The organism is Pseudomonas rosaeacicularis, assembly GCF_057128745.1.
The window spans coordinates 1-11,846 of sequence record NZ_JBSKHT010000014.1 but is presented as its reverse complement, the minus strand read 5'-3'; the positions used below and the strand labels follow the sequence as shown (position 1 = coordinate 11,846).

Annotated in this window: 10 protein-coding genes; 6 read left to right on the top strand and 4 right to left on the bottom strand. The window is 59.7% G+C overall.

Translation table 11 applies throughout. The features are described 5' to 3' along the window. Positions 1-154 precede the first annotated feature (154 nt). The 3 genes from ACWKWM_RS18520 to rloA are packed head-to-tail and all read right to left on the bottom strand — an operon-like array spanning position 155 to position 3,211. Positions 155-1,123, bottom strand: coding sequence for an alpha-L-glutamate ligase-like protein (locus ACWKWM_RS18520; RefSeq protein ID WP_483847700.1), 969 nt, complete (start codon positions 1,121-1,123; stop codon positions 155-157). After that, positions 1,123-2,673, bottom strand: a complete 1,551-nt coding sequence (gene rloB / locus ACWKWM_RS18515; protein ID WP_483847527.1) for an osmotic stress tolerance membrane protein RloB — start codon at positions 2,671-2,673, stop codon at positions 1,123-1,125. Before rloB ends, ACWKWM_RS18520 begins: the two co-directional genes overlap by 1 nt. A gap of 4 nt (positions 2,674-2,677) precedes the next feature. Then, positions 2,678-3,211, bottom strand: a complete 534-nt coding sequence (rloA, locus tag ACWKWM_RS18510) for a retropepsin-like aspartic peptidase RloA (RefSeq protein WP_483847699.1) — start codon at positions 3,209-3,211, stop codon at positions 2,678-2,680. Positions 3,212-3,516: 305 nt separating this feature from the next. Between rloA and ACWKWM_RS18505 the strand changes: the two genes are divergently transcribed. The 5 genes from ACWKWM_RS18505 to prpF all read left to right on the top strand — a co-directional run bounded on the left by ACWKWM_RS18505 (position 3,517) and on the right by prpF (position 10,603). Beyond that, positions 3,517-4,230, top strand: coding sequence for a GntR family transcriptional regulator (locus tag ACWKWM_RS18505; protein ID WP_483847526.1), 714 nt, complete (start codon positions 3,517-3,519; stop codon positions 4,228-4,230). After that, positions 4,227-5,120: a methylisocitrate lyase gene (gene prpB, locus ACWKWM_RS18500; protein ID WP_483847525.1), complete on the top strand. Its 894-nt coding sequence runs from the start codon at positions 4,227-4,229 to the stop codon at positions 5,118-5,120. The genes ACWKWM_RS18505 and prpB overlap by 4 nt, the downstream gene beginning before the upstream one ends. Positions 5,121-5,306: 186 nt before the next feature. Further along, the gene (gene prpC / locus ACWKWM_RS18495) at positions 5,307-6,434 is read left to right on the top strand and encodes a bifunctional 2-methylcitrate synthase/citrate synthase (protein WP_483847524.1); all 1,128 of its coding nucleotides are present in this window, start codon (positions 5,307-5,309) and stop codon (positions 6,432-6,434) included. A gap of 194 nt (positions 6,435-6,628) precedes the next feature. After that, positions 6,629-9,220, top strand: coding sequence for a Fe/S-dependent 2-methylisocitrate dehydratase AcnD (gene acnD, locus ACWKWM_RS18490; RefSeq protein WP_483847523.1), 2,592 nt, complete (start codon positions 6,629-6,631; stop codon positions 9,218-9,220). Positions 9,221-9,421: 201 nt separating this feature from the next. Beyond that, on the top strand, positions 9,422-10,603 hold the full coding sequence (prpF, locus tag ACWKWM_RS18485; protein ID WP_483847522.1) for a 2-methylaconitate cis-trans isomerase PrpF: 1,182 nt from the start codon (positions 9,422-9,424) through the stop codon (positions 10,601-10,603). Between the two features lie 109 nt (positions 10,604-10,712). Here the strand turns inward: prpF and ppsR are convergent, their stop codons facing one another. Beyond that, on the bottom strand, positions 10,713-11,531 hold the full coding sequence (gene ppsR, locus ACWKWM_RS18480; protein WP_483847521.1) for a posphoenolpyruvate synthetase regulatory kinase/phosphorylase PpsR: 819 nt from the start codon (positions 11,529-11,531) through the stop codon (positions 10,713-10,715). A gap of 181 nt (positions 11,532-11,712) precedes the next feature. Between ppsR and ACWKWM_RS18475 the strand changes: the two genes are divergently transcribed. Next, positions 11,713-11,846 (top strand): hypothetical protein (locus ACWKWM_RS18475; RefSeq protein WP_483847698.1); only part of this gene is annotated, 134 nt, incomplete at its 3' end.

Here is an 11,846-nt window from a genome sequence, read left to right as displayed (position 1 = left end):
CGCCTCCCTGTAGGAGCCAACTTGTTGGCGAGGCGGCTGGTGCGGTGTGTCAGGTACACCGCCTCCCTGTAGGAGCCAACTTGTTGGCGAGGCGGCTGGTGCGGTGTGTCAGGTACGACGCCTCGCGAACAAGTTCGCTCCTACAGAGGGCAGATCAAACATGCCCGAACAATTGCTGCACGAACTGCACGCGTTCTTCCGGGCTTTCCACGTGACCGTTCAGGGCGAACATCTCCAGCCGGTCTTCCACGGCGCGGGTGCGATGGGTCAGGCCGCAGTCGTTGGCGATCTGGATGTTCAGGCCGGGGCGGGCGTTGAGTTCCAGAATCAGCGGGCCACGTTCCTGGTCCAGCACCATGTCGACGCCGATGTAACCCAACCCGCACAGTTCGTAGCATTCGGCGGCCAGCTTCATGAAGCCGTTCCAGTTGGGCAACTGCACGCCGTCTACCGCATTGGTGGTGTCCGGGTGTTTGCTGATGATGTTGTTCAGCCAGGTGCCGCGCAGGGTTGTGCCGGTGGCCAGATCGACGCCGACGCCAATCGCGCCCTGGTGCAAGTTAGCCTTGCCGCCCGACTGCCGGGTCGGCAAGCGCAGCATTGCCATCACCGGATAGCCCATCAACACGATGATCCGAATGTCCGGCACACCCTCGTAGCTGATGCTTTTAAAGATCTGGTCAGGAGTTACCCGGTATTCGATCAGCGCACGGTCGCGATGGCCGCCCAGGGAATACAGGCCTGTGAGAATGCTGGAAATCTGATGCTCGATCTCGTCATGGCTAATGATCCGGCCCGAAATCGTGCGGTAGCGGTCTTCAAAGCGGTCGGCGATCACCAGAATGCCGTCGCCGCCGGCACCTTGCGCCGGCTTGACCACGAAATCGCTGCGTCCGCCGATGATCTCGTCCAGCTTGCTGATTTGTTTTTCGGTCGAAATGATTCCGTACATTTCCGGCACCTGCATGCCAGCGGCGATGGCCCGTTCCTTGGTGATGATCTTGTCATCGACGATGGGGTAGAGGCTGCGCTTGTTGTACTTGAGCACGTAGTCGGCGTTACGCCGGTTGATGCCCATGATCCCTTTGGCTTCCAGTGCCTTCCAGGTTTTCCACCATCCGATCATTTGGCGTCTTCCCTCGCTTCATCCTCTTTGATGAAGGCCTTGAAACGGATCAATTCGGTCAGGCGGTAGCCGCGGTAGCGACCCATCGCCAGCATGAACCCCACCAGGATCAGCAGCACTGCCGGGAAGGTGAACACAAAATAAATCAGCTCCGGCACGCTCATGATGATGTGCGCCAGGGACGCAGCAAACAGCGTGCCGATGGCGACTTTCATCGCATGGCCGCCGCCGCGCTCTTCCCAGGTGATCGACAGGCGTTCGATGGTCATGGTCAGGATCACCATCGGGAACAGTGCCACCGACAGGCCGCGTTCAAGGCCCAGCTTGTGACTGAACAGGCTGATGGCAGCGATCAGCACCACCACGAACGTCAACACCACCGACAGACGCGGCAGCATTTGCAGCTTCAGATGCTCCAGATAGGAGCGCAGCGACAGCCCGAGCGCAGTAATGATCGTGAACAGCACAATCCCGAAACCCAGTTGCGTCTCCCTGAACGCCAGCGCAATCAGCACCGGGGTGAAGGTGCCCAGGGTTTGCAGGCCGATCAGATTGCGCAGAATCAGGATCACCAGCACGCCGATCGGGATCATCACCATGATCATGAAGGTCTGCTGGGTTTGCAGCGGCAGGCCGTACAACGAGTATTCGAGAAAGTCCGCGTCGGTGTTTTCGTCGGTCAGTTTGGCCAGGCGGATGGCGTTCATCTCGCTGTTGTTCAGGCTGAAATTGACCGTGGCTTTTTTGCCGCCCTCCACCGAAATCAGGTTTTCGTCGCCGATCCACCACAGCAGGCGGTCCTGGGGCAGGCCCGCTTCACCGGTGTCCGGATTGAAATACAGCCAGTCCTTGCCATTGAAGCTGCGCAGCCACAGCTCAGGAGTTTGCGGCTGGTCTGCGACGAGGCGAATGGTGTGAACCTTCTCGACTGGCACATGGGCGATAGACAGCAGGATTTCAGTGATGCGGGCCTTGTTGGCCACCGACGAATCACCGGCCAGCAGCAGCTTGACGTTGTCGTCGCTCAGGTTGTTGACGCGCTTGATGGCTTCGGTGACGAACGTCTCGACATCGGCGGAGTGCTGGCGAATCGGCGCGAGCAGGGCGTCGGCAGCAATTTTCTCCGGGCCTTCGACGACGATGCTGTCACGGAAGATCGGGCCTTTGACCTTGGCTTTTTCGCCGCTGTAGCGCTTGGTCAGGACCAACCGGTAATACAGCGTCTGATTGCCCGTGGCACGTCGCGCGGACCAGGTGACTTTGCGGTTGCCGTCGGCGCGATTGACGCTGACCCCGTAATTGTTGGAGATGAAGCTTTCATTGAGGCTGATGTAGTCCCGCGCCAGGGGTGGCACGAACATCTGGATTTTGACCGGGTCTTTGGGATTGGCGACGAACTCGACCTTGGCGTCGATGTTCCACAGGTCGTCGGTTTCGTCTTCGGTCACCGGGATCCCGAGAACCAGTATCTGATAAGCCGTGATCGCAATGCCCAGTCCTACCAGGATTGTGATCAGGATTTTCAGATGGAGGGTAAGCGCGCGCATGTAGTTACTCTGCGGTTAAAGCATCGGTCGCGCAGGCTGGTTTGCCTGCTGCGTATTTAAGGCTGGGATCGACCAGCGCGTCGAAGTATTTCAGGGCTTCGGAGCCAATCAAAAGCGGGTATTGGAATGCACTTCGGTCGGTCAAGTTCACTTCCACGGTTCTTAAAGCTGAACCCATGCACACATTCAGGCTGATGACGGGCCGTGCGGTGTATTTTTTCTCGTCGTCGGGGTCGATGTCGCCTGCGCGTCGCTTGATTTTGCTGACTCGCGCCAGCGGCCGCTCGATAGGGTGCGCGTGCGCATCGTCGATAGCCAGGTAGAAACGCACCCAGGATTCCCCATCGCGCTTGAATCGCTTGATGTCGCGCGCACTGAGAGATGCGGTTTTGGCGCCGGTGTCGAGTTTTGCCGCGACTTGCAGATCGATGTCTGCAAGCTCTGCGTACTCGTTGAGGCCGTAGACGGTCTTTTCGGCAGCGAGGCTCATGCCGGGCAGCAGCAGGCACAGCACAATAAGGAAAGGGTTGAGGCTCATAAGTCCTGGCAAGGTAAAAAAGAAGGTCAAGCAGCCGTCGTGAAGTCGGGGCAGCGGCGCGGCGCATTCTAGCATGAAGGTTTTGAGGCTCCAGAAAATCCCGGACGAGCCTGAACCAGTCTGTAGGAGCGCGCTTGCCCGCGAATATAAGTACTGCTGGAGGATATCTATCGGACACGCACATTTTTCGCGGGCAAGCGCGCTTTTTCCTCGGCGGTGCGTACTGTCGACAATTGCTGATTTCTCTTTGACTAATTGGCTCTGATTGGCTAGCTTTAGCGCTATAAATTTAAAAGGTGTCAACAATGTTGGATGCCGTCGAAACTCTACCCCCAGCGCAAGACGAGTCGGAAACGCTTTCCGAGAACGTCTTCCGACGCATTCAGGCCGCTATCGTCAAGGGCGATATCAAGCCCGGCAGCAAGATTTCCGAGCCTGAACTGGCGCGCACTTACGGCATCAGCCGTGGACCGCTGCGCGAGGCGATTCACCGCCTCGAAGGTCAGCGCCTGCTGGTGCGCATTCCCCACGTCGGCGCCCGGGTCGTATCCCTGAGCCACGCCGAACTGGTCGAGCTGTACGAAATCCGAGAATCCCTCGAAGGCATGGCCTGCCGTTTGGCAGCTGAGCGCATGACCCGGGATGAAATCGATGAATTGCGCGCCGTGCTCGAAACCCATGAGCGCGACACAGCCTTTCAAGCGGGCGTCGGTTATTACCAGCAGGAAGGCGATTTTGATTTCCACTATCGGATCATTCAGGGCGCCGGCAACAGCACGCTGACCCAGATGCTCTGCGGCGAGCTGTATCAACTGGTGCGCATGTACCGGATTCAGTTTTCCACCACGCCGAACCGTCCGCGTCAGGCGTTTGCCGAACACCACCGCATTCTCGACGCCATCGCCGACCGTGATGGCGAACTGGCCGAATTGTTGATGCGCCGCCATATCGCCGCGTCCAAACGCAACATTGAGCAGCACTATCACGCTGCGCCTGCCCGAGGTGAAAAAGAAAAATGAGTCTGATCAGAAGCACTCCCGGCCAACGTTTCCGCGACGCCGTGGCCAGCGAACACCCGCTGCAAGTGGTCGGCACCATCAACGCCAATCATGCGCTGCTGGCCCAGCGCGCGGGCTTCAAGGCTATTTATCTCTCGGGCGGCGGCGTCGCGGCCGGGTCGCTTGGCGTGCCGGACCTGGGCATCACCGGTCTGGACGACGTGCTGACTGACGTGCGCCGCATCACCGACGTCTGCGACCTGCCGCTGCTGGTGGACGTCGATACCGGTTTCGGTGCTTCGGCGTTCAACGTCGCGCGCACAGTCCGGTCGATGATCAAGTTCGGCGCGGCGGCGATGCACATCGAAGATCAGGTCGGCGCCAAGCGCTGCGGTCATCGGCCGGGCAAGGAAATCGTTTCCCAGCAAGAGATGGTTGATCGGGTCAAGGCAGCGGTGGACGCGCGCACCGACGAAAGCTTTGTGATCATGGCGCGGACCGATGCACTGGCGGTAGAAGGTTTGGAGTCGGCACTGGATCGTGCTGCAGCCTGCATCGAAGCCGGCGCTGACATGGTGTTCCCTGAAGCGATCACCGAGCTTGAGATGTACAAGCTGTTTGCCAGCCGGGTGAAGGCGCCGATTCTGGCCAACATCACCGAGTTTGGTGCGACGCCGCTGTTCACCACCGATGAGCTCAAAGCTGCTGAAGTGGCGTTGGTGTTGTATCCGCTGTCGGCGTTCCGCGCGATGAACAAGGCGGCGGAGAATGTCTACAACGCGATCCGCCGCGACGGCACTCAGCAGAACGTCGTCGACACCATGCAAACGCGTATGGAGTTATACGAGCGCATCGATTACCACGCCTTCGAGCAGAAGCTTGATGCGTTGTTTGCGCAGAAGAAGAGCTGAAACACTGAACATGGATCAACCGATGATCCCCCGTGGGAGCGGACCTGTCCGCGAAGAGGCCGGTACATCCGGAATCTGTCTGTCGGACAAACGATTGTCTTCGCGGACAGGTCCGCTCCCACGAGTCCCTATTCATAGAACGAACGAATTGCCAAATCCCTAACAAATTCAAAATTGGAGACAGCAATGGCTGAAGGAAAAGTATTGAGCGGTGCTGGCCTGCGTGGCCAGGTGGCGGGGCAGACAGCCTTGTCCACCGTCGGACAGGCCGGCGCCGGTCTGACCTATCGTGGCTACGACGTTCGTGAACTGGCAGCCGATGCACAGTTCGAGGAAGTCGCTTACCTGCTGCTTTACGGCAATCTGCCGACGCAAAGCGAGCTGGATGCCTACCTGAAAAAACTCCAGGGCCTGCGTGATTTGCCGCAAGCGCTCAAGGAAGTTCTCCAGCGCATTCCGGCTGATACTCACCCGATGGACGTCATGCGCACCGGCGCATCGATGCTGGGCAATCTTGAACCGGAAGAAAACTTCGACCAGCAGCACGATGCAACTGACCGTTTGCTCGCCGCGTTCCCGGCGATCATGTGTTACTGGTATCGCTTCAGCCACGACGGCAAACGCATCGATTGCGTGACCGACGAAGCTTCCATTGGCGGCCATTTCCTCAAGCTGCTGCTGGACAAGACCCCGAGCGAACTGCACCGCAAGGTCATGAGCGTGTCGCTGATTCTCTACGCAGAGCACGAATTCAACGCCTCGACCTTCACCGCGCGGGTCTGCGCGTCGACCTTGTCCGACCTGTATTCATGCGTCACGGCGGCGATCGGCACCTTGCGCGGTCCGCTGCACGGCGGCGCCAATGAAGCGGCCATGGCGATGATTGAAAAATTCGGTTCGGCCGAAGAGGCGGTCAAAGGCACCCTCGGCATGCTGGAGCGCAAGGACAAGATCATGGGCTTTGGTCACGCGATCTACAAAGACAACGACCCGCGCAACGAAGTGATCAAGGGCTGGGCGAAGAAGCTGGCGGATGAGGTAGGCGACACGGTGCTGTTCCCGGTTTCCGAAGCCATCGACAAGACCATGTGGGAGCAGAAAAAGCTGTTCCCCAACGCCGACTTCTATCACGCCTCGGCGTACCACTTCATGGGCATCCCGACGCCGCTGTTCACGCCGATTTTCGTCTGCTCGCGCCTGACCGGCTGGGCCGCGCATGTGTTCGAGCAGCGGGCCAACAACCGCATCATCCGTCCAAGCGCCGAATACATCGGCGTCGAACAGCGCAAGTTCGTGCCAATCGAACAACGCTAAAGGTGGGAGGAGGCCGCACCGGGATCTGAATGAAACGCCAAAACCTGTAGGAGCCAACTTGTTGGCGAAAGGGCCTTGCGCGGTGGATCAGGCCTGACGCCTCGCGAACAAGTTCGCTCCTACAGATGAGCGCCGCGATATGACGCCTGGAACGGCCCTTCACCCACTGAAATAACCGTGACCGAGTGCTGACGATGAACACTGAATACAGAAAACGCTTGCCCGGTACGTCGCTGGATTACTTCGACGCCCGTGCGGCTGTCGATGCAATGAAGCCCGGCGCCTACGCCACGCTGCCGTACACCTCCCGTGTGCTGGCGGAAAACCTGGTGCGCCGCTGCAACCCGGACACCTTGAAGGCCTCGCTGACGCAACTGATCGAGCGCAAACGCGACCTCGACTTCCCGTGGTTCCCAGCGCGAGTGGTCTGCCACGACATCCTTGGACAGACCGCGCTGGTGGACTTGGCCGGTTTGCGTGACGCGATTGCCGATATGGGCGGCGACCCGGCGCAGGTCAATCCGGTGGTGCCGGTGCAGTTGATCGTCGACCACTCGCTGGCGGTGGAGTGCGGCGGCTACGACCCTGACGCCTTCACTAAGAACCGCGCCATCGAAGACCGTCGCAACGAAGACCGTTTCCACTTCATCAACTGGACCAAGCAGGCGTTCAAAAACGTCGAAGTCATCCCGCCGGGCAACGGGATCATGCACCAGATCAACCTGGAACGGATGTCGCCGGTGATTCAGGTGCAGGGCGGTCTGGCGTTCCCCGACACCTTGGTCGGCACCGACAGCCACACGCCACATGTCGATGCTCTGGGCGTTGTCGCCATCGGCGTCGGCGGTCTGGAGGCGGAGAACGTCATGCTCGGCCGGGCCTCGTGGATGCGCCTGCCAGACATCATTGGCGTGAGCCTGTCGGGCCGTCCGCAACCGGGCATCACCGCTACCGATGTGGTGCTGGCGCTGACCGAATTCCTGCGCAAACAGAAAGTCGTGGGCGCCTGGCTGGAGTTCTACGGCGAAGGTGCCAGTGCCCTGACCCTGGGCGACCGCGCGACCATTTCCAACATGGCCCCGGAATACGGCGCGACCGCGGCGATGTTCTCTATCGATCAGCAGACCATCGATTACCTCAAGCTCACCGGCCGTGAAGACGAGCAAGTGAAGCTGGTGGAAACCTACGCCCGTGAAACCGGCCTGTGGGCTGACACCCTGACCGAGGTCGCTTACGAACGCGTATTGAGTTTTGATCTGTCCAGCGTCGTGCGCAATATGGCCGGGCCGTCCAATCCCCATGCGCGGGTGGCGACCAGCGATCTGGCCGCCAAAGGTATTTCCGGCGCCTGGGAAGACGTGCCAGGGCAAATGCCCGACGGCGCGGTGATCATCGCTGCCATCACCAGTTGCACCAACACCAGCAACCCGCGCAACGTGATCGCCGCCGGGCTGCTGGCGCGCAACGCCAATCGGCTGGGCCTGACGCGCAAACCGTGGGTGAAATCTTCGCTGGCGCCGGGTTCCAAAACCGTCGCGCTGTACCTGGATGAAGCGGGGCTTACTACTGAGCTTGAGCAATTGGGTTTCGGCGTCGTCGCCTTTGCCTGCACCACCTGCAACGGCATGTCCGGCGCGCTTGACCCGGTCATTCAGCAGGAAATCATCGACCGCGACCTCTACGCCACGGCGGTACTGTCCGGCAATCGCAACTTTGACGGGCGGATTCATCCTTACGCCAAGCAGGCCTTTCTCGCCTCGCCGCCGCTGGTGGTGGCTTACGCCATTGCGGGGACCATTCGCTTCGATATCGAGAAGGATGTACTGGGCGTGGTCGATGGCAGGGAAATCCGCCTGAAAGACCTTTGGCCTACCGATGAAGAAATCGACGAAGTGGTCAAGGCCTCGGTCAAGCCCGAGCAGTTCCGTCAGGTGTACATTCCGATGTTCGCCATTCACGAAGACACCGGCCCGAAAGTCGCGCCGCTGTACGAGTGGCGGTCAATGAGCACCTATATTCGCCGCCCGCCTTACTGGGAGGGCGCGCTGGCCGGCGAACGTACGCTCAAGGGCATGCGAGCGCTGGCGGTGCTGCCGGACAACATCACCACCGATCACCTTTCCCCGTCCAACGCGATCATGCTCGACAGCGCGGCGGGGGAATACCTGGCGCACATGGGCGTGCCGGAAGAGGACTTCAACTCTTACGCCACCCATCGCGGCGACCACTTGACCGCGCAACGGGCGACGTTTGCCAACCCCAAACTGTTCAACGAAATGGTACTGGAGGGTGGCAAGGTCAAGCAGGGCTCGTTCGCACGGGTTGAGCCGGAAGGGCAGGTCACGCGCATGTGGGAAGCCATCGAAACTTACATGGCGCGCAAGCAACCGCTGATCATCATTGCCGGCGCCGATTACGGTCAGGGTTCTTCCCGCGACTGGGCGGCCAAGGGCGTGCGGCTGGCGGGCGTGGAAGTGATTGCGGCCGAAGGTTTCGAGCGTATCCACCGCACCAATCTGGTGGGCATGGGCGTGTTGCCGTTGGAATTCAAACCGGGGGTCAATCGCCTCACGCTGGGCATCGACGGCACCGAAACCTACGACGTGATCGGCGAACGCACGCCGGGCGCTACGCTGACTTTGGTGATCCGTCGCCGAAACGGGGAAATCGTTGATGTGCCGATGACTTGCCGCCTGGATACCGGGGAAGAGGTGTCGATCTACGAGGCGGGTGGCGTGTTGCAGCGCTTTGCTCAGGATTTTCTTGAGTCTTCAGCGGTGGCTTGAAGTGGGATCGCTGCCGTGGGCGAGCGATACATGACTCGTGGGAGCGGACCTGTCCGCGAATGCAATCTGTCTGGCGCTAGAAATGTGTCACGTTCACAGGCCTCTTCGCGGACAGGTCCGCTCCCACGGGGAGTGCATGTGGTCTGGTCTGGACGCGTTCGCCCCGAGATGGTTGGTGCTTATATAAAGGAACGAATTTTCATGACTCACCCAGCACAACTCAAAATCGCCGCCACGTACATGCGCGGCGGCACCAGCAAAGGCGTGTTTTTCCGCCTGCAGGATTTGCCGGAAGCGGCGCAATTGCCGGGCGCTGCTCGCGATGCCTTGCTGTTGCGCGTCATCGGCAGCCCGGACCCGTACGCCAAGCAGATCGATGGCATGGGCGGCGCGACGTCGAGCACCAGCAAGGCTGTAATTCTCTCCAAGAGCACAAAAGCGGATCACGACGTCGATTACCTGTTCGGTCAGGTGTCCATCGACAAACCCTTCGTGGACTGGAGCGGTAACTGCGGCAATCTTTCAGCAGCGGTCGGCCCGTACGCCATCAGCAACGGGCTGGTTGAGCGTGACCGCATCCCGCAGAACGGCATCGCCGTGATTCGCATCTGGCAGGCCAATATCGGCAAAACCATCATCGCCCACGTACCGATCACCGACGGCGCCGTGCAGGAAACCGGCGATTTCGAACTGGACGGCGTGACCTTCCCCGCAGCCGAGGTACAGCTGGAGTTCATGGACCCGGCTGCGGAAGAAGAGGGCGCAGGCGGTTCGATGTTCCCCACCGGCAACCTGGTGGATGAACTGCAAGTGCCCGGCGTCGGCACGTTCAAAGTGACGATGATCAATGCCGGTATCCCGACCATCTTCGTCAATGCCAGCGACATCGGTTACACCGGCACCGAGCTGCAGGATGCGATCAACAGCGACCAGCAGGCGCTGAACCGTTTCGAGACCATTCGTGCCTATGGTGCGTTGAAAATGGGCTTGATTGCCAATGTCGATGAGGCGTCCAAGCGTCAGCACACGCCAAAAGTGGCGTTCGTTGCGCCGCCTTCTGAGTATGTGTCGTCCAGCGGCAAAACCGTGGGGTTATCAGACACCGATCTGCTGGTGCGGGCGATGTCCATGGGCAAACTCCATCACGCCATGATGGGGACGGCGGCGGTGGCGATTGGCACGGCGGCGGCAATCCCCGGGACGTTGGTGAATCTGGCGGCGGGGGGTGGTGAACGCAGCGCGGTGCGGTTCGGGCATCCATCGGGCACGTTACGAGTGGGGGCCGAGGCGGTGTTGGTCGACGGCGAGTGGTCAGTGAAAAAAGCGATCATGAGCCGCAGCGCGCGGGTGTTGATGGAAGGCTGGGTGCGGGTGCCGGGTTGAAGCTGCCGCTGTAGGAGCGAATTTATTCGCGAGAGGCCGAAGCTGCCCGGACCTTATCGTCGGCGATTAAAGTCGTCTCGCGAATAAATTCGCTCCTACTGGGGATACATTACTTAAACCGCCGCTCTACGCCTTTCTCCACCAGCACTTTTGCGGAGATTTCCTCGACGGAGAAGTGCGTGGAATTGATGTTCGCAATGTTTTCGCGGCGGAACAGGTTTTCCACTTCCCGCACCTCGAATTCGCACTGGGCGTAACTCGAATAGCGGCTATTGGGTTTGCGTTCGTGGCGGATCGCAGTCAGACGATCAGGGTCGATGGTCAGGCCGAACAGTTTGTCGCGGTGCTGCTTGAGCGCGGGCGGCAGTTGCAGGCGCTCCATGTCGTCTTCAGTCAGCGGATAGTTGGCGGCGCGGATGCCGAATTGCATGGCCATGTACAGACACGTCGGGGTTTTGCCGCAGCGCGAAACGCCCACCAGAATGATGTCCGCCTTGTCGTAATAATGCGTGCGAGCGCCGTCGTCATTGTCTAGGGCGAAGTTCACTGCCTCGATGCGCTCCATGTAATTGGAGTTGTGACCGATGGAATGCGATTTCCCCACCGAGTAGGAGGAGTGTGAACTAAGCTCCTGCTCAAGCGGGGCCAGGAAGGTCGAGAAGATATCGATCATGAAGCCGTCGGACGTCGCCAGAATCTCCCGGATGTCCTGATTGACGATGGTGTCGAAGATGATCGGACGCACCTCGTCTTTCTCGGCGGCCTTGTTGATTTGCTGCACCATTGCCCGCGCTTTCTCGACGCTGTCAATATAGGGCCGCGTGAACTTGTTGAAGGTTATGTTTTCAAATTGTGCCAACAGGCTCTGGCCCAAGGTTTCGGCTGTGATGCCGGTGCCGTCGGAGATGAAGAAAGCGGATCGTTTCATTTGCGCTCTGGGCCTTAAGCTGATGACGATTGTTGGATATCATAGGCGCGTTTGCAGGCCATGACCTGACTGCATTCTTACCTGTAATCCAGATCCAGACCAACCCGTGCGGTGACCCGCCTTTTACGGGTCCGAGCACCGAAGCTTTTCCCAACAACAATCGGTTAGTGGAGAGATCACCTTGGTAGAGTACGTAGTTTCCCTCGATAAGCTCGGCGTCCATGATGTGGAGCATGTGGGGGGCAAGAACGCATCCCTCGGCGAGATGATCAGTAACCTCGCGGGCGCCGGTGTTTCGGTCCCCGGTGGCTTTGC

Coding starts and splice junctions, on each gene's coding strand:
- rloB (WP_483847527.1), bottom strand. CDS start 2,673: ATGCGCGCGCTTACCCTCCATCTGAAAATCCTGATCACAATCCTGGTA.
- rloA (WP_483847699.1), bottom strand. CDS start 3,211: ATGAGCCTCAACCCTTTCCTTATTGTGCTGTGCCTGCTGCTGCCCGGC.
- ACWKWM_RS18505 (WP_483847526.1), top strand. CDS start 3,517: ATGTTGGATGCCGTCGAAACTCTACCCCCAGCGCAAGACGAGTCGGAA.
- prpB (WP_483847525.1), top strand. CDS start 4,227: ATGAGTCTGATCAGAAGCACTCCCGGCCAACGTTTCCGCGACGCCGTG.
- prpC (WP_483847524.1), top strand. CDS start 5,307: ATGGCTGAAGGAAAAGTATTGAGCGGTGCTGGCCTGCGTGGCCAGGTG.
- acnD (WP_483847523.1), top strand. CDS start 6,629: ATGAACACTGAATACAGAAAACGCTTGCCCGGTACGTCGCTGGATTAC.
- prpF (WP_483847522.1), top strand. CDS start 9,422: ATGACTCACCCAGCACAACTCAAAATCGCCGCCACGTACATGCGCGGC.
- ppsR (WP_483847521.1), bottom strand. CDS start 11,531: ATGAAACGATCCGCTTTCTTCATCTCCGACGGCACCGGCATCACAGCC.